22 protein-coding genes and 1 riboswitch are annotated in these 24,018 nt (G+C 37.3%); of the genes, 4 read left to right on the forward strand and 18 right to left on the reverse strand.

All coding sequences use genetic code 11. The annotated features are described in order from the left end of the window. Positions 1 to 170: 170 nt before the first annotated feature. From CC97_RS01755 to CC97_RS01805, 11 genes are all read right to left on the reverse strand, one after another. Positions 171 to 695: a restriction endonuclease subunit S gene (locus CC97_RS01755; RefSeq protein WP_044973458.1), complete on the reverse strand. Its 525-nt coding sequence runs from the start codon at positions 693 to 695 to the stop codon at positions 171 to 173. Between the two features lie 9 nt (positions 696 to 704). Further along, positions 705 to 1,697 carry a site-specific tyrosine recombinase/integron integrase gene (gene xerA, locus CC97_RS01760; RefSeq protein ID WP_044973459.1) on the reverse strand — a complete coding sequence of 331 codons (993 nt, stop codon included), beginning with the start codon at positions 1,695 to 1,697 and terminating at the stop codon, positions 705 to 707. A gap of 73 nt (positions 1,698 to 1,770) precedes the next feature. Beyond that, the gene (locus CC97_RS19425; protein WP_081849939.1) at positions 1,771 to 2,937 is read right to left on the reverse strand and encodes a restriction endonuclease subunit S; all 1,167 of its coding nucleotides are present in this window, start codon (positions 2,935 to 2,937) and stop codon (positions 1,771 to 1,773) included. Then, complete coding sequence (locus CC97_RS01770; RefSeq protein ID WP_044973460.1) at positions 2,921 to 4,489, reverse strand: class I SAM-dependent DNA methyltransferase; 1,569 nt, start codon at positions 4,487 to 4,489, stop codon at positions 2,921 to 2,923. Before CC97_RS01770 ends, CC97_RS19425 begins: the two co-directional genes overlap by 17 nt. Before the next feature lie 11 nt (positions 4,490 to 4,500). Beyond that, entirely contained in the window at positions 4,501 to 6,243 is a 1,743-nt protein-coding gene (locus tag CC97_RS01775; RefSeq protein WP_044973461.1) for a DUF262 domain-containing protein, read from the reverse strand. Positions 6,244 to 6,554: 311 nt separating this feature from the next. Next, positions 6,555 to 7,181 (reverse strand): hypothetical protein, encoded by a 627-nt coding sequence (locus CC97_RS01780; RefSeq protein WP_044973462.1) that lies wholly within the window; start codon positions 7,179 to 7,181, stop codon positions 6,555 to 6,557. Between the two features lie 60 nt (positions 7,182 to 7,241). Next, the gene (locus CC97_RS01785) at positions 7,242 to 8,972 is read right to left on the reverse strand and encodes a hypothetical protein (RefSeq protein WP_197021802.1); all 1,731 of its coding nucleotides are present in this window, start codon (positions 8,970 to 8,972) and stop codon (positions 7,242 to 7,244) included. A 364-nt stretch (positions 8,973 to 9,336) separates the two neighbouring features. Then, positions 9,337 to 9,552, reverse strand: a complete 216-nt coding sequence (locus CC97_RS01790) for a hypothetical protein (protein ID WP_044973464.1) — start codon at positions 9,550 to 9,552, stop codon at positions 9,337 to 9,339. Positions 9,553 to 9,639: 87 nt separating this feature from the next. Next, a riboswitch (cyclic di-GMP riboswitch) is annotated at positions 9,640 to 9,715 on the reverse strand. Positions 9,716 to 9,802: 87 nt separating this feature from the next. Continuing rightward, positions 9,803 to 10,735, reverse strand: a complete 933-nt coding sequence (locus tag CC97_RS18435) for a competence protein CoiA family protein (protein ID WP_049962613.1) — start codon at positions 10,733 to 10,735, stop codon at positions 9,803 to 9,805. Between the two features lie 18 nt (positions 10,736 to 10,753). After that, positions 10,754 to 11,911 carry a hypothetical protein gene (locus CC97_RS01800; protein WP_156036735.1) on the reverse strand — a complete coding sequence of 386 codons (1,158 nt, stop codon included), beginning with the start codon at positions 11,909 to 11,911 and terminating at the stop codon, positions 10,754 to 10,756. A 34-nt stretch (positions 11,912 to 11,945) separates the two neighbouring features. Further along, entirely contained in the window at positions 11,946 to 12,272 is a 327-nt protein-coding gene (locus CC97_RS01805; RefSeq protein ID WP_044973466.1) for a hypothetical protein, read from the reverse strand. A gap of 158 nt (positions 12,273 to 12,430) precedes the next feature. On the opposite strand from CC97_RS01805, the gene CC97_RS01810 reads away from it, so the two are divergent. Next, complete coding sequence (locus CC97_RS01810) at positions 12,431 to 13,753, forward strand: IS1380 family transposase (RefSeq protein ID WP_044973808.1); 1,323 nt, start codon at positions 12,431 to 12,433, stop codon at positions 13,751 to 13,753. A gap of 134 nt (positions 13,754 to 13,887) precedes the next feature. On the opposite strand, the gene CC97_RS01815 is transcribed toward CC97_RS01810, so the two are convergent. Together CC97_RS01815 and CC97_RS01820 are read right to left on the reverse strand one after the other, a co-directional pair. Next, positions 13,888 to 14,394 (reverse strand): AraC family transcriptional regulator, encoded by a 507-nt coding sequence (locus CC97_RS01815; RefSeq protein ID WP_044973467.1) that lies wholly within the window; start codon positions 14,392 to 14,394, stop codon positions 13,888 to 13,890. 266 nt (positions 14,395 to 14,660) lie between these two features. Then, the gene (locus tag CC97_RS01820; protein WP_044973468.1) at positions 14,661 to 15,002 is read right to left on the reverse strand and encodes a hypothetical protein; all 342 of its coding nucleotides are present in this window, start codon (positions 15,000 to 15,002) and stop codon (positions 14,661 to 14,663) included. Positions 15,003 to 15,482: 480 nt separating this feature from the next. Here CC97_RS01820 and CC97_RS18440 point away from each other — a divergent pair, with 480 nt between their 5' ends. The 3 genes from CC97_RS18440 to CC97_RS01835 all read left to right on the forward strand — a co-directional run bounded on the left by CC97_RS18440 (position 15,483) and on the right by CC97_RS01835 (position 18,583). Further along, on the forward strand, positions 15,483 to 16,247 hold the full coding sequence (locus CC97_RS18440) for a GNAT family N-acetyltransferase (protein ID WP_049962614.1): 765 nt from the start codon (positions 15,483 to 15,485) through the stop codon (positions 16,245 to 16,247). Between the two features lie 186 nt (positions 16,248 to 16,433). Then, positions 16,434 to 16,805, forward strand: coding sequence for a hypothetical protein (locus tag CC97_RS01830; RefSeq protein WP_044973469.1), 372 nt, complete (start codon positions 16,434 to 16,436; stop codon positions 16,803 to 16,805). Positions 16,806 to 16,825: 20 nt separating this feature from the next. Continuing rightward, positions 16,826 to 18,583, forward strand: a complete 1,758-nt coding sequence (locus tag CC97_RS01835) for a transposase (protein WP_044973470.1) — start codon at positions 16,826 to 16,828, stop codon at positions 18,581 to 18,583. Between the two features lie 342 nt (positions 18,584 to 18,925). On the opposite strand, the gene CC97_RS01840 is transcribed toward CC97_RS01835, so the two are convergent. The 5 genes from CC97_RS01840 to hemZ all read right to left on the reverse strand — a co-directional run bounded on the left by CC97_RS01840 (position 18,926) and on the right by hemZ (position 24,013). Continuing rightward, complete coding sequence (locus CC97_RS01840; RefSeq protein WP_049962616.1) at positions 18,926 to 20,098, reverse strand: ATP-binding protein; 1,173 nt, start codon at positions 20,096 to 20,098, stop codon at positions 18,926 to 18,928. 153 nt (positions 20,099 to 20,251) lie between these two features. Further along, positions 20,252 to 20,500 carry a hypothetical protein gene (locus CC97_RS01845; protein ID WP_044973471.1) on the reverse strand — a complete coding sequence of 83 codons (249 nt, stop codon included), beginning with the start codon at positions 20,498 to 20,500 and terminating at the stop codon, positions 20,252 to 20,254. A gap of 139 nt (positions 20,501 to 20,639) precedes the next feature. After that, positions 20,640 to 21,065: a DUF3592 domain-containing protein gene (locus tag CC97_RS01850; protein WP_044973472.1), complete on the reverse strand. Its 426-nt coding sequence runs from the start codon at positions 21,063 to 21,065 to the stop codon at positions 20,640 to 20,642. 93 nt (positions 21,066 to 21,158) lie between these two features. Beyond that, a complete protein-coding gene (rlmD, locus tag CC97_RS01855) occupies positions 21,159 to 22,523 on the reverse strand; it encodes a 23S rRNA (uracil(1939)-C(5))-methyltransferase RlmD (RefSeq protein ID WP_049962617.1) in 1,365 nt (454 codons plus the stop codon). 38 nt (positions 22,524 to 22,561) lie between these two features. Further along, entirely contained in the window at positions 22,562 to 24,013 is a 1,452-nt protein-coding gene (gene hemZ, locus CC97_RS01860) for a coproporphyrinogen dehydrogenase HemZ (protein ID WP_044973473.1), read from the reverse strand. Positions 24,014 to 24,018 lie beyond the last annotated feature (5 nt).

The raw sequence follows: 24,018 nt of genomic DNA on the forward strand, positions 1-24,018 counted from the left end.
AGCCGCAATTGCCGATTAAAGACTTGCAGAAAATATCATTTAATATGCCAAACTCTAGAAGTGCTCTTGAGAAACTCAATGCAGATTTTAGACGAATTGAAAATACTATATCACAGAATAGCAACGAGATATCTAATCTTAAAGCTCTACAATCCGTCTTTCTCTCAGAATTAAGCCGCTAAATTATCATTTAACCGCTGTTTCAAAGCGATTCTATCTGAAATCGTCTTATACGCTTTTACGATTTTTCTCTGTTTCACAATATTAGGAACAGGAAGTTTTACGTCACACATCTGCTCCCAATCAAACACCTCTCTTACGCTACCATGAGATTTGAATCGTGCGAGCCTATCAAACTCAGGACGCATAAACCATAGCATAAGATATTCCGGTAACAGCAATTCCGTATCTACAACTTCAAAAACCGTATAAATATTGCTGACAATACCAATGTCATAATCCTCTAAAAGGGCGATTCCGATTTTATCTCCTCGTCTTGAAGTATCAGGAATGTAAGTGAACTGTCGCTTTTTCACAATCTTATATTTGGTAAAATCCGTTCCAACCGTATTTGCAATAGAAGGAATAAATTTTTTCTGAACAGATACACCTAAAAGGTTTGTTTCCTGTCCGTCAGTATTCCTTATATCAACAGGACGGATATAATCACCCAACTGACGATAACCGTCTTTCATAATATCACCTCAACCTATATATTTACGATGAGCAATCTTTACATTGCTCTGATTTACCATAGCATAATGCATAGTAGTTTCTATTTTCTGATGACCAAGAAGCCGCTGTACCTGTTCTATCGGCATTCCTTTGTCAATGGCTCTTGTCGCAAGTGTTCTGCGGAACTTATGCGGATGAACCTTGCTTATCTCAGCTTGTTTCCCAAGAGCACGAACAATACGCTGTATCGCTCCGATAGTCAGCCTAGTATGTGGAACGTTTTTTGATACAAACAGTGCCAGATCATTATCGGTACGCTGTTCAAGGTATTCCTGCAAATGCAGCTTTGTCCTTGCATCGAAGTAAACTTCGCGCTCTTTATTGCCCTTGCCGAGAACAATACATGAGCGTTCAGTAAAATCAATATCAGCCTTATTAAGCTTAACAAGCTCACCGACACGGACTCCGGTAGAAGTCAGCATTTCAATTATAGCCAGGTCACGAAGATTATCGCAGGTGTCACGCAGAACTTCCAAGTTTTCATCGGTCAGCGTATCTTTTACAACTTTTGCAGTCTTGACTTTATGTATTCTGCGTACAGGACTCTTTATAATATAATCCTCATCCTCCAGCCATGAAAAGAAGCTTGACAGTATACGACGGACATTATCAACCGTCACCTTACTGGCATTATTCTGCTGCTGGTATTCCGCAAGATACAGCCGAAGATCATCGGTCGTGATCTCTTTTATCCATTTGCTTGTAGCGGATAATAACCTCTCTATCGTTGTCTGATAGTATTTCAGAGTGCTTTCAGAACAGCCCTCAACACGCTTTGCTGAGATAAACATTTCAAGAAAATGGCTGTTCTCCTGCTTGTTCTTTTCAATGGTATCTGTGCTTTCTGTAATATCCACGCTTTTCAGCCTTGTTTCAAGCACAGAACGCAGCTCATCCAACTGTCTGCTGTCGAGAAGTCCTGCAACATCATGTAATATCTCCCGTATTATCGTTTCTTTCATTCTTGCTTGCTCCAATCTATGCCATATTTCTATAATTATAGCATAGATCGGTGCTAAATGATAATTTAGAAGCTTAATCGGATAATTTTGCAAGCAAAAGGTTCTGCAAATCGTACAACCTCTGTATTTCAATTGTATTTGCTTCAATTTGAGTATTGAAAACTTCCATATCCATCTGAAATTTATCCATAATCCCTGCTGGAGGAACAAGTATTTTCATTGATTGGATATTATACATGGGCAACTTTGCTTGAACCGCCCCAACAGTCAATAATTCAATTTCTTTTATTTGCTTTTTGTAGCACAGTGTATAATACAAGTAGTCTGGCGTGATAGTATGTACATCAGTAAGTTTTACACAATTTTCTGTAAGATTTGCTTTATCAAGAGAATGATGCACTTTACCAAGTAATCCTATTGTACCGACAATGGAGATAACTATATCATTCGTATCAACAGTATATCTGGAGATTGCTGAGTGCGTATATTCATCAATATATTGGAACTGATTGGTCAAACATATATATCGGCTATTACCAACATCACGTACACGAATATAAGGATGCTCTGTTGGTGTATCAAGCAGTTCGCAGTCAGTCGGAAGACGTTTTCCACCTTTAATTGTGCAAAGGCTGTCCAGATTCACAATACTGTACCCGGCAGGTAAATCGTCGTAGCTGTAGAAAGAGGCAAATCGCTCTTGAAAAATCGCCTGTGCTGTTGCTTCTAAATTATCATTTAACCGCTGTTTCAAAGCGATTCTATCTGAAATCGTCTTATATGCTTTTACGATTTTTCTCTGTTTTTCAATATTAAGAACCGGGAGTTCAACTGCACACATTTCATCCCAATCAAAGATTTCTCTTACACTTCCATGAGAACGGTATCTTGCATATCTATCGAACTCAGGACGGCTAAACCAAAGCATAAGATATTCCGGATCAAGTTCTTCTTTACGTGTCACTTCGAAAACTGTATATGAACTTGATATTATGCAGTCTTCTCCTTTGAGCAAAGCAATAGATATTTTCTCACCATTTCTTGACGTAACAGGACCATATGCGAATTGTCCTTGTTTCACAATTTTATAATTCGAAAAATCTGTACCAACTGTATTTGCTATTGAAGGAATAAAACATTTTCCAATACTTACTCCAAGAAGATTAGAAATTTTCAAATCCTTATTTCTTATATCAACTGGTCTAATATAATCGCCAAGAAGTTTATAACTCGATTCCATACCCCAACTCCCTAAACACTTCAAGCAGATCAGCCTTTGATTTTTCTTCTTCGACAAGCAATTCTTTAAGTTCAGACTGCAAACTCTTCATCTTTGTATCAAAGTCAATATTCTCATCACGGTTCACAAATTCGATGTAACGGCTTGGAACAAGGGTAAACCCTTTTTCAGCAACCTCATCATAAGAAGCACTGTAACAAAATTCAGGGATATTCTGATATGTTTCTTCATATCCTTTCTGCTGCCATGCATGATAAGTCGCCGTAACCTTTGCTCGGTCTTCCTCTGTCAGTTCAATGTATTTTTTCTCAAACGGACTACCCATCTGGCGTAGATCCATAAACAGAATTTCACGTTCACGGTCACGATAATGAACAGTCTCGCCGTTCTTTTCAACGTCACAGGCTTTTTTATTTTTGTTAAGCACCCACAAAGTAACGCTTATATCTGTAGTATAGAAAAGGTTTCTCGGAAGAATAATGATAGTTTCAACAAGATTGTTCTCAATAAGCTGCTGTCTGATTTTCAGCTCTGTACCATCATCAGATAAAGCACCGTTAGCAAGAAGGAAACCTGCAACACCATTCTGAGATAACTTCGATACTATGTTCAATATCCAGCCATAGTTTGCATTGCTTGTCGGCGGAACTTCATAACCGTTCCAGCGCGGATCATCAATAAGTTCTGTATCTGCTCTCCATTCTTTCTGATTGAAAGGCGGATTCGCCATAATATAATCAGCTTTCAAATCTTTGTGCTGGTCGTTAGTAAATGTATTCGCAGCCATTTCACCAAGGTTAGCTGATATTCCTCTGATAGCAAGATTCATCTTGGCAAGCTTGAAAGTTGTATTGGTATATTCCTGTCCGTAGATAGACACTTTCTTTTTATTACCGCTATGTGCTTCAACGAACTTGATTGACTGAACAAACATACCACCTGAACCACAGCACGGGTCGTAAAGTATTCCGTCATACGGTTCAATAAGTTCTGCAATAAGATTAACGATACATTTAGGGGTATAGAATTCTCCCTTGCCTTTACCTTCTGCAAGAGCAAACTTTCCAAGGAAATATTCATATACTCGTCCGATGATATCATTCTCTTCATCGTCAGTATTGATTTTATTTACCTCGTCAAGCAGTGAGGCAAGTTTGGTTGTATCAATATGCAGACGTGAATAATAGTTATCCGGTAACGCACCCTTTAATGCCGGATTGTTCTTTTCTATAGTGAAAAGTGCAGTATCAATTTTTAATGCGATATCATCCTGCTTTGCCTGAGAAATAATATATGACCATCTGCTTTCTTCAGGTAAATAAAAAACATTGTCCTTGGTATAGAACGCAATGTTGTCTGCAAACTTTTCCCCATACTTTTCTATGATTGAATTTCTCTGCTTAACAAATTTATCACTTGCAAACTTCAAAAAGAAAAGACTAAGAACAACATGCTTGTACTCAGCGGGTTCAACTGAACCACGAAGCTTATCTGCTGATTTCCATAACGCCTCTTCCATGCTGACTTCTTTAACAGCTTTAGCCTTTGCCATCTTTAAACTCCTTATTTCAATAAATCATTTGATTTAAGATATTCCATAAACGTATCCATTATCAGATTATATCTTGATACAATTTCTGATTCAGTAAAGTCGTAATCTGCTTTGTTACCGAGAACAACAAGCTCATGTACTTTACTTGCTTCTTTCTGCTGTCCTTTACTGTTTACAAAACCGACGTAATATTTCTTCTTATCTGAAAACTTATAATCAGACGCTCTAATATTGATTCTTTTTTCAAGAATCGCCTTGTTTCCGAGACTTTCAATATTATTACTATCTTTCAAAGGTTCGTTTTCATTTCTCTTTCTTGCGTAAATATGTTCGATCTCATAAACAGTATTTATATCAATAAGCTGCTGAGCGTTATCATTAAATGCCCACCATACAAGCATTGATTTTGTAATCGCTCTTGTATTTCCAAAAGCGTAGTTATCGAACTTGTTTCTTGTATTTGCCGTCTCAAAACAATAATCAGAAAAATCTACTGTTTCATTATTTATGATTTTAATCATCTCGGCATAAACAGGTGTTCTTAGAGCATTAACGCCCGGATTAACAACAGCATATGCCCAGATAAATGCAGTTATACGATTCAGAAAAGCATAAAACTTTTCATCTTCAAGAATGCCATTCTGATCTCTGTTCACCAGATAATAAACCGAAACAATATACGTCCACATACCATTTGGAGCATAGTTTAAAACAAACAGGCGACGTAAAATTCTATCCGAGAAGCGCTGATCATCCTGTTTAGCAACGTCATTCCAGAAGTTTGCGAGATCGATCAAATTCTCAAAAGTTTCTTCTTTTTTGAGCAAAGCATAATTATTTCTCTCGTAAAACTTTCGTAACGCTTCAGTTGTAGAAGATTTAACTCCTGCTTTTGCACGTTCATAGTACATATATCTTGTGAATGCTTCATCCATAGGTGTTCCGGAAATCGGATGATATATGTCGTTACAGAGAACTTCGAGATCTTTCCATCTCTTAATGAATTCATCTTTTTTACCTAAAGATGAATAATACTTATAGAACTGCGCTTTGAAAATATCAGCATCTGAAAGCGGTTTACCTCTGTCATTAAGAGTTGAGAAAATACGAAGAGCTGTATCCTGAGACTCAGCTTCAATCGGAAGCAAAACACAGTTATTCAGAATTCTGATTGGTAAGAAAGAGAAAAAGTCAGGATAACCATTAATGAAGTCGCTGATTTGCTTCTGGAAGAAACGATAGTTCTTAGCGTATACGCTCTTATTATTATCACTTACCGTTCCCGTCCTCAATATATCAAGAAATTCCTGCTTATCATTATCTGTAGCTACTTCTGAGTTAATCTTAAGCTTCGCCTTATCAGGTTCACCGAACTCATCTGTTTTCCAGAGACACTGTGAAATAATCTTTGCAGTTTTAATTGCTTTATCACTCTGCATGTTTCCGAATTTTGCGTAGAACGCTCTGAGTAACAGCATTAACGTTGTTAAACGCTGCTGACCATCTATGATTTCCATTTTTCCTTCTTCGTTTTTAAAAGTTACAACTGGTCCAAGGAAATACTCATCGTTATCACTGTCAAATTTATCACAGTCATCCTCCGGAAAAGCAAAAGCAAATATGTCATCCCATAATGTCTGACATTCTTTTTCTCCCCAGGCATAAGGACGCTGATAATCCGGAATCAAGAAATCCGATTTTTTGTCACTGAATAAGTCTTTGATTATTTTCTGATCAATGTTTAGTTTAGACATTACATACCCCTTTCAACGCCGTAATATGGCGATTTAAAAATCATTAATAATACCCCTTGGTTATATCGTATCATAATTCATAGTCCTATTGTCAGGACATTGAAAGTCAGCAAATCAATTTAGGTAAATTTGCACATAACCATATCATTTATTATAACATAATTTCATCAAATTTTCAATAGAACTATAACATTTTTACGTTTAATGAGTGGTTATGATTTTATTCAAATTTAAATGTGAATTATCAAAGAATCCCTGGCAACACGAATTGTCAGGGATTCACTCAAACCTAATCTATACTATCACTTTACTTACTCGTTTTTACTTTTCTTAGAGTAATCCTTTGGAAAATACTTTTTCCCAAGCTGCCATAAATATTTGTCGATTTCCTTAAGATCAAATTTTTCAAGGCGGTAATATTTCCTGAACTCGACAATGACTTTCTTGAACATCTCATAGTTTTTCAGATCCTTTTTCTTGAACGTAAAAAACTCATGATGATCTCGAAAATAACACAAAACCTTTTCAACATAGATATCGTAAATAGGATATTCCAAAGGAGAATGATGGCTACAGTACTTTGTTGCAAAAGAATAGAAATTCTTCACAACACCTTCTTTCACAGTAACTTTCTGTAAATTTGAGACTAATGTCATATCAGCCTTATTAAGACGCTTATCAATATTTAGTGATAAGATATGCTTCGCAACTGAATTTACAGAATAAATATTAGTGCTGTAAAAATCATTCAGAGTTGCAACCTTTAAAAGAATTTCTGACAGATCTTTGTTTTCAGGACAAAAATCCTTGAATAACTTATCAAGTGCTTTTTCCTGAAGATAATAGTTTTGCATATCATCTGCCTTGTCCCAGTCACGAAGATATTTTTCAACCTGCTTGATAGATGGACGAGGTATTTCTTTTTCTGCGTTTTTCATAACTTGATTCCTCCTGCTAATAATCGTTTCATTAATTCAATAGAATTTCTGTCTTTTTTACTACAAATTAGAAGCCATCTTCATTTTATCATACTGAGCAAGCTGAACGGCGCATTTCTCAGCACTTGCATATTCAAAATACTTTACAGGTATCTTCTTTGATCTGACTATCTCCATTATCTTACTGTACTTGTTATGTGGCATTGCATTTGTCTGCATCCATACAACATCAGCATTTCTTATAAGATTAACATCCGGTGTATCATAAGGATCAATAAACTTTACATTCGGAAGCAACTTCACAATCACTTTCAGCCATGTAGCGTGTCCGCCATAAACAACTACTCTTTCAGCAGTTTTATATGGGAATGTTACACCTGTTTCCTCAGTATCAGAATCATTTTCGCTGTCATTCTGAAGTTTGTAAATCAGTTCACGAAGTTCATAAAGTTCTTGGCTTTCCTCGGAAGACTGCTCCTTCATCTTTCTGATCGTTTCATTAAGCTTTTCGACTTCTTTTCCTGATGAGTACAGTTTACTGTTAAGCTCCTCAATTTCTTTATTCTTGAGGGCAATAATATCGCTTAGTTCCTTTACAGATGGTTTAATTTTATCTTCAGCTTTCTGGGCGTTGATTCTTTCTTCAGTGTACAGTACATTATGAAAATCATATTTGGCAGTTGCTGATCGTATTAATCCTTTATAAAATCGGAGGGTTTCTGCTTCTTCAGGGCTAAATCCTGAATCAATAAACGCTTCGACTGTTTCAAATTTTCTGCTCATAAATCTTGGCGGAACAATATACGAATCAGAATAGAGTATCTGAGCAATGTTACGAGGATCTAATTTATCCTGCTGAATATCTAGCCCGACACGGTGCCAAATGTATGCGTCGTTATATTTTAAATCATAATCTGCTTCATAATTCTTGTCATCATCATATAAATTCTCGGTTTCTGATATGTTTTTTCCATTCTTTTCATCCAAAGATTCTGTACAAAAAGATTCATCCAGAAGATCGTACATTTCATCATTTCGCAGTGCAAACCAAGGGAGCAGTTGCGAAGCATATCCACATATACAATCTGGAACTTGAGGAATCCATGCAAGATCATCACCTATATCAATGAGATAAAGAAATGCAAATATAATCTCATAAGGATTATTTATGCCGAATTTTCTGACACGTTTTTCTTCTGTCTTCTGTATAACCACAGCCATCGATGCATAAATTTCATAGCATGATTTTATTCGCTGGTACTTAAGTCTTTCAAGTTCTTCGAAGTAAGCGTCAATTTTCGAATTAATCCGTGATATTTCGTCTTCTTCGAATTTATCATAATCGTCATCTTCTGCAAATCTATTTTCAGGTTTATAAAAAAGAATACTATTCTGGACAATATCTTTGTCAGGTTTACTGCTAATTTGTTCAAGAACAGCTATTTCCTTTTTTATTTTTGGTATTAGTTCTCTGCTTTTTTGTTTGCACTCTGCAACTTTTTCCAATATGATATCAAAAAAATCGAAACTGAAGTTATGTATTCTGTTTACTGCACGTTCAATTATTTCCGGACGAATAAAAGAAATCAGCGCATAATATCGCTGACTGTCAGATAAACTTTCAGCATCCTGATAATATTCATCAGAAAGAGAAATATAATCTTCAACGTCATCAGTGTCTTTTATGTAGCTTCCGTACTCACAGAAATCAGATTTATCACATGTAATATTAACTGTTTCAGGTGTCCAGAATGTTTCTGTAGAACCGTGACGATTTTTTATCAGATACATTACTCCTTTTATAACATCATTCGAGAAAACAGCATCCTGAAATTTGTCTGGAAGATCAACACTGCTAATTCTTTCATCATGGGGAATGAAGTAAACTGCTCGGTCATAATTATTTGATTTCAGTAGAGAATCTAATATAAAGATTGAAGCAGCTAAGGTTAAATGGCACTGACTATCTATAGTTTCAGGAGTTCTTGTCAGTGTAGATGAAAAGAATCCACATAATTCTCGCTCAATACTAAAGTCTGGATACTTGTCCTCAAACTTTTCAGTAATCCCGATCAGAATTTCCAGTTCAGCTTTGATTCTTCTGTTTCGATAAGGAGCATCAATTTTCATATCCTTGTATTTTTCAAACCAACGTTCATCTGGACAATTCTGCTGATATTCCATTCGCTTTTTTTTCAGCCTGCTCATCATAAACTGTGCTACATAACGATTTGATTTTTTCTCTGTATCCAGGTTTGGAGCAATCAAATTTCTCTGAATCGTTAATTTTTTCAACCTGCTTGTAAAACACCTCATAAATGCCATTACTATTCTTCATAGCTTCTATATTTTTTCGTTTTTTACGTGGCATGGTTATCCCTCCCAATAAACGAATTTGCAATGTCTAAACCGCTAACAAAAAGCACCCCATAAAAGAGGTGCTAATAGTCCGTATAAATATTGCAGCTGGCTGACACCCCACAGTCCCTATAGCTTTGCGTCATACACTTTCGTGCATTTTGCCTTGTTATTAATTATTATTATACTTTATTTTTACGAATCAGTCAACAGAAAATAAAAGTTCTGTTTTCGCGCTGTACGATATAAAATTTTCTTCTCGTTTACAGGAACTTATTTTTAATTTCCAAAAGAAAATCACTAACTGAATATTCAGTTGCCGAAAAAGCTTTGAAACAGGATCTCTGAGCTATAGCGTCTCGATATTCAAGGTACAAAGCTTGTGAAGTAGCATCATATTTCTCTCCATTTCCATGAAGATCTTCAGCAATATACGAAGCAACATCACTGTCTATTTCATCATCACACCAGATAACTTTTTCAAGTTTTCCAGGATAGAATTCAAGAAAAACAGTAACATTTTTATCCACAGCAGGGTTATAGTGAATAAACGTCTTTAAAGGCCTTTTCCATTTCCATTCATATGTTTTTTTAGACGAAAACTTGTCATTGCAGTCATATAAATACTCGATACCATTGGAGTCACATGCGTCAGGAGAACCGAAAATGGCATGAAAAGCAGTAGCAACTCTATATTCTTTTATGATCCAATTGTTCTTTTGTTCTCCGTTTTCATATCGGTATCCATCAAATATATATTCTGGTTCCACTTTTGAAAAACACTTGGAATTATATTTTTCATTCACATCAAATACCCAAATTACCTTTTTACCGATTGAAGTATAAAACTTATTTCGTTCATCAAATTCTTCGGCTGATAAAGGCGAATGTTGAAATTCTATTACATACCCGTATGCCAGAACATCAGCTCTATGACACGGATTCTCGAAAGGTAGAGGTACTTCTTGATTCTTCAAAGGGAACTTATTTTGCCAGGCTTTATGCCATTCAGACATATCATGTGAAAATGTATCACATTCTTTACGGCTTTTATGAGCGAAATGAGCCGTAATAGTTTCTGATTTCTTTGCTTTTACTACCAGAGCACCATGACAAACCGGACAAAAGTATTTTTCAGTACCCGCCGCTTTTTCAATTGAAATCTCATTTTTATTTTCATCAAGAGCTTTAAACAATTATATCGCCTCCTCGAATTAATCATATATGTTTTCCCACAGATTCTCTAGATGCGCTGATGAAATTTCTTCATAACAATCAATACACATTCCGGTAAATACATTGCTAATGATTCCTGTAGACATAAATTCTTCAAGCAGCTTATCTTTACCGCAAACAATACAACCTATTTCATCTCTTCCAGGATCTCTTTTTTGAATATCATTCACCCAGTAATTGATAATTCTGTCCGGATTCTTAAGCCGCTCAGTACGGAATGAGTTCTTGAATCTTTCTTGTCTTGCTGCTTTTTCCTGATTAATTCTGATTGCGCGCTCACGTGCTTCTTTTGCAGCCTTTTCCTGTGCCGCTTTAAGTCGTTCTAATCTTTCACGCTCACGTTTTTCCTGTTCCATTTTCTCATGCAACGCACGTTCTCTGACTTCCTGTGCTATTTTTTCGTTCCTTATTCGTATTTTCTCCTGCTGTTCATTATAGTAAATTTTTGAACGTTCTATTATTAAAGGAAACTGTTCTTCCACATGTGCATTATAAAGCCAGTTATAAATTCTTTCGTTTCTGCGGAGATATTCAAAAAGCTTTTCCTTAGTACATTCCTGGATTCTCGTGCCTTCACCGCTAAGATTTAATTCAAGCGTTGAATAATCCTTATATCTCGATACTTTCCCGTATGCACAGGCCGTATCAGGTGGAGTAATTCTTATAGCAAGTTTGTGGTCATGCCAGGAAGCAATAATTGCTTCCGGTTTGCCATCATTACTTATGATTTCTGATTCTTCAAAAACGATCAGCTTTCTTGAAGTACAGTTGATTACATTTGAACCATTAACGTCTTCAGAAGTGATTCTTATTTTATCATAGATGTTTTCTTCGGTAATAAATGAATACTCAGATTTCTGATAGATTATATTAATCGCTGGAAGAAGGACTGGATTTCCTTTTTTAATATACTCATCCACAATCATATACAAGCCCATCATGTACGCATTAAGTTCATTACAGCCTTTTCCGCTGTGGGCAAAGTGATGAACTTTTATCTCTCCCATACGGGCTATAAATGGTTCTCTGCAGGCAGGACAAATACAATTACAATCAAGTCCTCTTTCTTCAAGAGGGACATCTTCAATCATTATTATCTGTTCGTTACGCAAAGCAAATGGATTCTTTAGCATCATTATTACCGCCTTTCAATGCTTAAGTGTTTGTAAATTAACCAAGTGTTAAATGATCAACACCTTTTTTATGCATCTCAGCCATTATAGGGTTTACGTTATAGTATTCACAGCCGAATTCCTCACAGATTTCATCAAGTTCTTCAGGTGTAATACCACATTCTATTGCTTTTTCAGTCTTAAAATCAATGTAGTTATTATCACTTTGATACTCTATCATTGTAATAAAGCATTGATTCAGAAGAATTCCGAAAGGAACTCCTATCTTTTCAGACACCTCTGAAATAGCGAGACATGTTGATGTATCAAAACCATATTCATCAGTTGCTCTGATAAATTCAAAAAAATAACCTGAATTATTCATCGCGGCATAAAGAAACTCTTTTCAGCCACATAATCATGTAATTTAAAAAGTTTTTCATGTTTCACCTAAAAAGTGAAGCTATGGTATAGAAAAAGAGCTTCAAATTTGTTATAATTGAAATCGCCAAACAACAAAATAACAAAGGAGAAGCTCTCATGATTAATAGTATAAGCGATTTTTCATTTAAATTCAATAGTTCTGTGAAATTTAATTTCGATGGTGGCGATTTAACGTCAGATTCCGGTGCCCTTTTGATAGAAGAATTCATGCATGTAACAGGTATAAAAAAGCTGTTTCAGCTGTTTAAAACAAAAGATTCCGCTGTTAGATTTCACACTGACGCAGATAATCTTCATCAGGCAATTTCACAGATTTTTCTTTCATACTACAACGATTACGATGCTAATGAGCTTGCTCATGAACATGTTCTCACAACTTCCCTAAACAAGGATCGCATTGCTTCACAGTCATCAATGTCAAGATTTTTCAGCCGCGCAGATGGAACTACAATCAAGCAGCTTAACTGTATACTGACTGAGTTAAGAAGAATAGCTTATGCAATTAAAAGACCTGAATTCATAGTCTTTGACTTGGATTCAACATTGCTTGATACTTATGGGAATCAGGAAGGCACAGCCTTCAACTTTCATTATCAGAACGTTGGATATCATCCATTACTATGCTATGATGCATTAACCAAAGACCTCATTGGAGCTGAATTACGCGAAGGATCAAAATACTGCAGTAAAGATGCTGCAGATTTTCTTGAACCAATATTCAAAGAGTATACTGAATCATATCCTGATATGAACTGTATGCTCAGAGGAGACAGCGGTTTTGCCGCTCCGGAAATATATGATCTTTGTGAAAAGTATGGTATCAGCTATGTAATCAGGCTGAAGGAAAATAATGTACTCAGACAGCTCGCAGAAGCTAAACTTAAAGATTTGAAAACAGCTGTAGATTTGAATTCGCTTGACTATGCATGTACATACGGAGAATTCGAATATCAGGCTTCCTCGTGGAAACACCCGAGACGTGTTGTTTTCAAAATTGAAAAACCATACGGCCAGATGATTTACATGTACACCTTTGTTGTTACTTCAATGAAAAGCGAAGCGCAGCAGCTCATCAATGCATACTGTAAACGCGGTGCTATGGAAAACTTCATCAAGGAAGGTAAGAACGAATTTGGATTCCGACATGTCAGCAGTAAGTCGATGACTGTAAACGCTAACCGATTTCTTATCCATGCGCTTGCATACAACATCTTCAATCTGTTTAGAAGATTTGCCTTGAGTAAAAGACTTAGAAACTGTAATGCCAATACTATACGTATGGCTATATTCAAAGTAGCAGGAAAAATTGTATGCAAGTCCAGATACAAATACTTTAAGTTCTGCAGCAATTGCGTACACAAGAGCGATATTATAGAAACGTATATCAATATTCAACAGCTTTATGTACAGCTGAATGAATAGTTGTGGAAAACCAAGTATTTTGAAAATCGAAAAATCAAAAAAAAATATATTTACAGGATAGGTGTACCATCTCGAACTGTTTTATAGTGGCAAATATTCCGAATTTTCACTTTTGAAAATTGATTTTTAGAAATTCATAATTTTTCACAGCGTTCCGAAGTTTCGTGAATTATTCGGGAATAATCATCTTCTGAAAATGTATTTTCATTAATCATCCCATCAATTGCATCCTGAAGTCTTTTCCCTATTGTTTCAGAAGGAGCCTTAAAATTAGATAAACGAAATCTATTGTCCTCAAGTCTGATTTGGTTTGTTCTGATATCTTTAGGGGTATGCTTGTAATATCTTTTCATTTCATTTGTAAACTTTGGCTGATCTGCATAACCATACTCCAGTGCGATTTCAGCAATAGGTTTTTCTGGGTAATCCACAAGTTCTTTGGCAGCAAAATAAGCTTTCCTCTTTTTAAAATAAGTACGTAGCGTGTCAACTCCGTTAGAGAAAATTGATATTGCCTTGGTAAACTGCATTTCTGAATAACCAGATACAGCATAAATCTCTTCTTTGATTTCAGTGAAATTTTTTCTGATATTTTCATCAATGATATTCATTACCTTATCAAAAATATTTACTTTATCCATGCTGAACCTCCTGAATTTGTTTTGGTATCATCATTATACCACGCTAAGCTCTTTAACTCTTGTCAGATAGTATATAAGAATCAACAAAAACAAATTATTTCACGTAAGTGAATCTACTTAAGATTATTATACCACATTCGTTGTGTCATTATCAGGACATTGACACAATTCTATTTCAAGGAAAATCAAAAGCTCCCTAACATCAATTTAAAATGTTAGGGAACTTAATAATTAATATTATCAAACCTATTGAACGTTTCAGTTTATTACAATATTATCATCTTTGTTTTTACCTTGTGCTTGGTTACTTTATTAAATGTTTGGTTACAAACACGGCACCTGTAAATTTTCACAGTATTATAATATGTGGTTTCAAATCGAACCCAATCTTCAATATAATATTTTGTTTCCGTTTCTGTATAGTTTGGTGTAGTAACGGTAGCTACTAATTCAATATGCTGATTATGATTAGGGCATGACGGATTAGCAACTGCATGAACCGTGTTCTGTAGTGCAACTGAATTGTTGTTTTTGTCAATTGCAGTTCCAGCTGCGATAAGTGTCATAGCCATAGCAATTGCAGAGATTTTTTTTAATACATTGTTCATTATGTAGTCCTTTCTGTGTATCTAGCAGATACACTCAAACATTGTATTATTAATCATAATACACAACAGGAAATATGTAAATGGAACATTCTTACTTGTTAAAGGTATTATTTTTAATTGTTTTACGAAAATCGTACGCATTTAGATTTACGCATGGTAATTTGACTGCTTTTTAGCATTATAAGCAAGTTAGTGAAATGGAACAAGAATTCTATTTGATTTTCAGTTGTCAGTAAATTATTTCGTTAGCTTTACTATTCTACATTTTAAAATATATGTATAAACTTTTCTTAACTGCCACTGTTCAAATCTGCTCAGCCATGAGCAGATTTTTCTATCGCGCCACAGGCGCATCCATTTATTCGGTACGCCTTCGGCGTACTATTTCTGATTGAAAATAACGAATAGTTATAGTATAATTGGTAATGTAAACAATCTGCAAAACCACTCGCATAATTTAAAACTCATGAGGAAAGACATATGGAAAAGCTGAATCCAACATCATACCAAAGTATCATACAGCAAATAGAAAAAACACCGTGCGGCACAGTTTATCCGCTCTCAATTGCAGAAATGAATCAGTATGGAGACATCTACAAAGATGATGATTCTGTTTTGATCTGGCACTATAGCGGATTCGCTTTCCTTTATGGTTCTTGCAGCAACTGCTTTCTTGAAGCGATTTACAATATGTTTTTAAGCCCATGCAATGATCTGCCAAGACGTTTTATACTGTTCTCAGCAAATACGAGAGTTATTGAATTTTTCCGAAACAAGCATGATATTGTACTCGGAAAGCGATATAATTTTGAATATCCTCTGGATAATCCTATTATTAGCAGTGAACTAAGCCCAGATTACGAGATATGTCAATTCAATGAGGATATGTTTAATAACTTACAGGGACGTATTACACCTCGTTTTTCCTGGAGAGATGCTTCTGAATTTTTGAATCATGGGATGGGTTATTGTGTCATGCATCAGAAAGGAGCTGTTTCATGGGCTTTTTCGGCTGCTGTAAGCAGAGATGAAATTGACATCGGAATTGAAACAGTTTCAGATTTTCGTCACATGGGACTTGGGCTGGCTGCAGCAGAAAAAATGATTCAATTTTGTTTTGAAAAGCACAAGCGCCCTGTCTGGTCGTGTGATGCAAATAATACAGCATCACAAAAAATAGCTGAAAAATTAGGATTTGTAAAACATTCAGAATACTTTGTTACTATTCACGGCCAAATAATGTAAAATAGAAAAATGATAATGGTGCTGAAAACATTGAAAATGCGATGTTTTCAGCACTGTTTTTTTACGTAAAAAAAGTACAAAAAAGCATAGTGGTATTTGTTTAAATAGATACCAATAAAACTATTGACATTTTCGTTGGTATGTGATATAATAATAAGTACCAAGTGTAGAAAGGAAGCTGAAATCATGTCGATTGTACGCTACACAGATAAGAAAACCGGAAGAGTGGTTCTTTATGAATCAACATCACACTACGACCCTGTAACCAAACAATCAAGACCAATACGCAAGTATCTTGGAGTGGAAGATCCGGTAACGGGAGAACTGATACCGTCTACAGGAAAGCCGGGACGAAAGGCTAAATCAGAATCAAATAGCAATACTGTTGAAACGAAGGTAACAGCAGAACCGGATTACAAGGAAATCATAAAAAAACTAAAAGAAGAAAGTATACAGAAAGATAAAAGAATCAGCGAACTTGAAAAACAAAATGCTATTCTTAAAAATCACTTACTGAACATAAAGGAATCAGCAGAAAGAGCGCTGGAACAGAAATAAAACAGAACAGGAAGCAAGCTATGAACAGGCAGTTTTTTATCAATACATCATTACAATATGAAAATAAAAGACTTAAACGTCTGGTAAAAGAATTTGAAAATGGTGAGAGATATAAAAAACTGCAGCATAATCATCATCTCATATATCTTGGATATCAGAGGCGGATAAAACAGCTTTGCAGACAAGTTCGGTCATCAAAAAATGCAGTGAAGAAAGTACGCGATATCTGGTATGAACAGCTTGTAATTGAATGCGAAAATCACACCAAAGAGCTTGATGAAAAGATAGATACAATCTGTAAATTAAGACAGGAAAACTATGATTTGTTCTGTGAGTATCAAAAAAAGCTTGCTAAGAAGGACGAAGAATATCAAAAAGCACTTGACGAGAAAGACACCATAATAGAAACACTTAAAGCCGAGATCCGGCATATGAAAGCGGTACAGGACAGAGATGGAACCAATACATCTCTGCCTACATCGCAGACACCAATCGGGAAATCAAAAGCAAGACCAAACAGCAGAGAAGAAACCGATAATTCCAAAGGAGGCCAAACAGGGCATAAAAGATCAGAGCTTGAACCACCTGCAGAAGAAGCAATAACTGATATAACGGAACATTGTTTAACTGAAGATGACTGTTGTCCGAAATGCAAAAAAGATGAGTTTGAATATACCGGAAAAACAGAAAATCGCTATGAAATAGAAGTAGAAGTTAAAGTAAAGAGGGTGAAGCATAAGTATTACGTCTACAAATGTAAGAATTGCGGGACCCTGGTGATCAGCAGAACGGCACCTGAAAAAAGAACGAAAGTAAGATATGGAGCAAACGTACAGGCAATGATACTTGTTTTGCTGAATATTATGAATTCGTCAATAAATAAGGTTCCTGTATTCTTTCAGGGCATAACAAACGGAGAGATCAGTCCGAGTGAAGGGTATGTAGCTAAAGTACAGGCCAGAGCCGCCAAAGCACTGGCAGTTTTTCATAATGATTTGCGAAGGGAGTTACTTAAAAGACTGCTCATTTACTGGGATGATACCGTGGTTTACGCCGATACCAAAAGAATCTGCCTGAGATTTTACGGAGACGAAAGAATCGCGTTCTTTGCAGCCCATGAAAACAAAGATATGAACGGAATTCTTCTGGATGGAATACTTGAAAATCTTTCTGCTGAAACATCTGTTATGCATGATCATAACAGCATCAATTACAATGAACGTTTTGTGTTCATAAATATTGAGTGTAATGCACATTTGCAGCGCGATCTTCAGAAACTTGCAGATGAAACCAATCATGAAGTACTGCTTGAAATAAAAGCATTGATATCAGCAACGATAAAAGACCGAAAGAATCTGATACAAGCAGGAACAACACGATTTGATGATGGATATCTTGAAAATTTTGAAAGCAAGCTTACAGAACTTCTGCAAAGAGCAGAAACGCTGGCAGAAGCGAATACATCAAAATATTCAGGCGGTCCGGAACGCGCTCTGATACGCAGAATCATAAAATATCGCAGCAATTACTTCGCCTGGGTATATGATTTCAGTCTGCCTACAACAAATAATCTCTCAGAACGAGCACTACGTGGGACGAAAACAAAAATGAAGGTGTCAGGTCAGTTCGCATCTTCAAAAACAGCAAATAACTATGCAATGATTCGTACATACATTGAAACATGCCGAAGAAATGGAATCAACGAATATGATGCATTAACAAGATTATGTGATGGTAACCCATATACTGTCGAAGAAATATTTGCTGAATGTGAATAATAAAAAATACAGCACCACCAGGCCGGTAATAAAACCGGTCCAGTGGTGTTGTTTTCTTTTGTACTGGGAAAATTAGGTCGTGAATAGTAACAATACTTTACTATCAGACGATAGATTCTGATAAAAGTACTTGACAAATCGGTATGCCTTCGGCATACTATTATAATTGCTGCGCAGCAGCCATTGTTTTTTCAGACCGTAGCCTCTATAAGTTTCTTTCCGTGAATATTTATTTCCTTTACTCCCTGTTCCTTATCTTTATTGAAATTAAAACTCAGCATATATCCTTTTTCAAGACCAAAGTAATCTAGATACTCACATATCTGCTGTTCGCCTTCGGCATTATACCGCGGTCCCCGCCATATCTTCATTTCGATTATAAAAAGCTTTCCATTCTTCTTCCGATGTGAACAGATTATAAAGACGTGTTTCAAATATACGGTTTGCTACTTTCACTTTATTGCCGTCATTTCTGATCAGGCCGTACATCTCCATGCACGCTATATCTTCCTGGTCAGAGATGTATGATAACGTTATACCGTCCATAAGGATACTGCGGAGTGCTGATTTTAGCTTTGGGTACAGCTTCAGATTTTTGGTCATCGTCTGAAACAGGGTATTATTCTCTGAAATCAGCATTTTGACAGCAGTCAGAAAGCCTTCCTTCGTCCACGCTTCTGACGGAGATATGTCCTTACATATCTTTTCATCGATCAGCTGACAGATACGGCTTACAAGAAACGGATATCCGCTCGTCTGGTCGTGTATAAGCTTCGCAATATATGCCGTGTCCATTCCGGTATGATGATCTGTCTCGTATTCATCAAGCATTCCTTTTATTCCGCTTTCCGACAGACTCATGTCTATATCAAAATCTGCCGAGATGTTCCACGGACTGTTTTCTCTGCCGTCATCGTCAGGTCTTATACTGCTTTTCAGATGTTTAACGTCGGTGACTCCTGCAAGAATAACTGAATGAAATGTTTTATATTTCGAAATTTTCTGCCTTTTAAGATAATTAGAACGAAGCTTTCCGAGAAAATCAAGAAATATCTGACTGTCGGATGCCTGATCAACTTCATCTATAATAAGAACAAGCTGTTTTGGATTCTTCCTGCACCATTTATCAAAAATGCGGAATATGTCACTTAATACAAGGTCTGACTGTACAGCTGACAGCTCTTTCAGATCTTTGTATATTTCATCAGGGACAGGAATCTCAACCGCATCATGAGTATCACAGATCACTGCCGCAAGCCCCTTTACAAAGGTGCTCTCGCTTTGGTACATTCCTTCAGTCAGATCCTGAAAATCAAGACTTATCACATCATACTCATCAGACAAATACTTATCAAGAGCAGTAAGTGTTGTCGTCTTTCCGTACTGACGCGCTCTGTTTACTGTAAAATACTTTTTTCCGTCTACAAGTTTTTTGATCTCCCTTACCCTGTCTGATATGTCCACCATATAGTTTTCTTCCGGTGTACAAACTGCCGTGGTATTGAATACCTTCATGTGTCAGTCTCTCCTTCCGTTCCTTAATTAATACACAGTATTAGTATAACACATTTCAGATCAAATACCAAACTGTTTTTATACTATTTAATTCCTCTAACCGGCTTTTAAGTAATACCTTTTTTCCGAATCCAAAATTATCACTCCCCGTATTTATTTAGATTTTTTCTTTTTCAGTAATACAAATACCCCTATTACAGTAAGAACAATACCAGCTATTATTGCACAAAGCAATGGTACACCGATCTTTCCTGCTAAAAAAATAGCTGTCGGTCCATCTGCACCACCTATTATCGATATTCCTGATCCGGATGTTGCATTAGCACTTAACAACGTTACTGTTCCTGCTAAGGCTATAATTAAGCCTATAGACAACAGCACTATTCCTGCAGTCTTTTTCATTTTATTCTTCTCCAGTAACATAAAAAATCGTAATTCAGATATTCAACACCTGATAATATCCCACTTATACCATTATTTGTAAAACCCTATAAACAGGGGCTTTTATTATAAAGTTCGCTATAATTTATCACTTTTTTGTTTAATAAGAATAAAAAACGACCATTACATAAAAACAGTCAAACATCACCAGAATCGGTATAAATAACGATACCGTTAAAAGGCTTTTAAGTTCACCTCTTAAACAAATGTCTGTCGGTTTATGCGGATTAATTTTTATAGTAGTTTCCATATTTTTTTCATAGCGATAACGGCTGGTACCGCATGACTCATAAGTCTGACCATTATATTCATATTTAAAAGTAACTCTGTAGCTATATGAATATTGTACTCTGCCAGTTTTTGAATCTTTATGTTCATGGACTTCCTCTGTTACGGACGTTACCTCAGCATCAACTTTTTTTCTGCATAAAATCAGTGTTTTTATTGATTTAGTTACGACCATCAGTTCCAGTACATGAAAAACTGCTAAAAGTAATCCGAAAAAAACAGGTCCTATATATTCCATTTGTTTTTACTCCTTTCATCATCTTTTCTCATACTTCAACTTTGATCCGATAGTAATTCTCCATCTTCACATAGAAATCTGCTTTTCGGTTGCTCACCGCTCTAAGAGCACGCAGCTTTCACAATGAAATGTGCCCGGGAAGAGATCTATGCCCTTTACTCTTTTGAGTTTATACCCGTTCTCCTCACTGCAGAGGATCTTACAGTCCCTTGCTGCTGTTGCCGGGTTGCATGAGATCATTACTATCTTTTCCGGAGCCATTTTTACGATCGCATCGAGGGTAAGTCCATCACAGCCTTTGCGCGGAGGATCGACTATGATCACGTCAGGTTTTCTGCCTTCCTTCTGAAGGCGGTCGGCTATTTCGCCTGCGTCGCCGCAGATGAAGTCTGCATTGGTCACACCGTTTGTCGCTGCGTTAGCCTTCGCATTTTCCACGGCCTGCTCAACTACCTCGACACCGGTCAGATGACTTACGCGGTCTGCCATGGAAAGGCCGATAGTACCCGCTCCGCAGTAGAGGTCGAAGAGTTCTTCGTTTCCTTTCAGGTCAGCAAATTCTGCAGCAATGCCGTACAGTTTTTCTGCCTGTTCGGTGTTGACCTGATAGAAGGACATCGGTGACAGTGTGATCCTGTTTCCGCACATAACGTCTTCAATGCAGTCGCTTCCGTAAACGGTTATATTGTTCTCACCGAGTATTACGTTTGTATTGTCCGGATTTACATTTACCACTACGCTTTTTATGTCAGGAAATTTTGCGAGGAAACCGGTTTCAGCTATCATCTGTTCCATAAGTTTTGCAGCCGACTTTGTTTTTGAAACAAGACAGACCATGATCTCGCCGCTGTGGAAACCTTTTCTGATGTAGATGTGACGGATAAGTCCCCTTCCCGTTGTTTCGTCGTAGGCAGGTATCTTGTTGTCGTTTATAAACTTCATTATATGGTCAACGATCTTCTTAAAGATGACCGGCTGAAGTCTGCAGGCTGTGTACGGGATGACACGGTGACTGCGGTTTGCGTAGAATCCGCACACTGCCTTTCCGTCCTGCATGGCAACAGGATACTGGGCCTTGTTGCGGTAACCGTTTATCTCACTGCATCCGAGGATCGGTTCGCATTCTATGTCAAAACCGCCGAGACGCTTAAAGCTGTCGCTTACAAAGTCACTCTTTACCCTGAGTTCCTCTTCGTAGTTTATGTGTCTGAAAGAGCATCCGCCGCACTGTCTGAATACAGGGCAGTCCGGTTCCTTTCTTGCAGGAGAAGGAGTTATTATTTCCTTTACAATACCGTAAGCGTAGCTTTTGAGTACTTTTACTATCTGAACCTTTATGACATCACCTGCGGCAGTCTGCGGTACAAATACGGCCATGCCATCAAGCCTGCCTACACCGCTTCCCTCGTTTGTGATGCCTGTGATTTCCATTTCAGCGATCTGATTTTTAGTGATCATTGTTCCTCCAAATTATCAGCGTATATACCGGAAACATTTCATTCAAAAAAATTCCGTATTTCGTCTTTCTTCTTCATAAGCTCGTCAAATCTTCTGATGTACTCATAAGGGAACTTGTAGTTCATTACCCTGCTTATCGAGTTGTTCACATCAACGAGCTTCGTGGATGCCGCACATCCTGCTCCGAGTATGGTCTGTGTCTCGTCCATTATGAAAATGTTGTAGAGCGATCCCTTGCCCGGCTTCGCGTAGCCGATGTTTTCAAGACCGTCGATGGTGTTTTTCTGACGGTACATGTAGTACGGATCATATCCGTGAGCGATAAGTTCACTTACAGCGTAGTCAGCCATGCGTGTCGCCGGATTGGATATGTTTTCATGGCCGGTCTGATAGAGTCCGGCTGATCTTTTAAGTGTAAGGGCGTGAACCGTTATTCCGTCCGGATCAAGAGCGATTATACGATCAAGTGTGTCCCTGAAGCTTTCGAAAGTGTCGGTCGGAAGTCCGGCTATAAGGTCCATGTTGATGTTGTCAAAGCCAAGTTTCCGCGCAAGTGCAAAGGCTTCGAGCACTTCTTCGGCTGTCCCCTTTCGTCCTATCACACGGAGCACGTCGTTGTTGAGTGTCTGCGGATTGACCGAGATCCTCGTTGCACCCATTTCCTTTATAACGGCAAGCTTTTCTTCAGTTATAGTATCAGCGCGTCCTGCTTCAACATTGTATTCACGTACCTGCGAAAGATCGAAGCACTCTGCTGTTTTCCGCATGATCTTTCCTAGTTCATCGGCAGATATGGAAGTCGGAGTGCCGCCGCCGTAGTAAACGGTATCGATCTTAAGTCCATACTCATCAACTATTTCACCGAGTATTTCAAGTTCCTTACAAAGATAGTCAAGATAGTCCGGAATAAGCTTGTACGCACTGTCCATCGAGTGGGAGACGAATGAACAGTAGCTGCAGCGCGTCGGACAGAACGGTATCGAAATGTAGATGCTGACTGTCTTTTTATCAAATTCCGGCAGAAGCGGATGCTGTACCATGGCTGTACGCCAGGCAATATCAGTCTTCTTCTCCGAAACGAAATACTTTCCGGTAAACTCCTTACGCACCTGTTCCTCATTCATGCCGTTTTCAAGCATGACATTTATCTTTCGCACAGGACGAATGCCGGTAAGCAGTCCCCACTGCGGCTTCGTGTTATAGAATCTGCACAGTAAAAGAAACAGAAGCCTGCAGATGATAAATTCTCCGTCCTTTTCGTCAAAGCTTTCAGCCGGTGCGGTGCATGAACTTCTCATTACACGGCCGTTTTCTCTTATGTACGCGTAGTAGTACACGTTTTTACGGCAGTGCTTGATCCTCGTCATGATGATGTCACCGTCTGAATTTCTCTCATCGGAGAGAAACTCAAACCTGACAGCCGGTATGAAAAGCTTGACGGTTGCTTCTGTTTCGTACTTGTATGTATTATTGTTTAATATGATCGTCATTAACT

This window comes from Ruminococcus sp. HUN007, from assembly GCF_000712055.1.
Classification (GTDB): Bacteria; Bacillota; Clostridia; order Oscillospirales; family Ruminococcaceae; genus HUN007.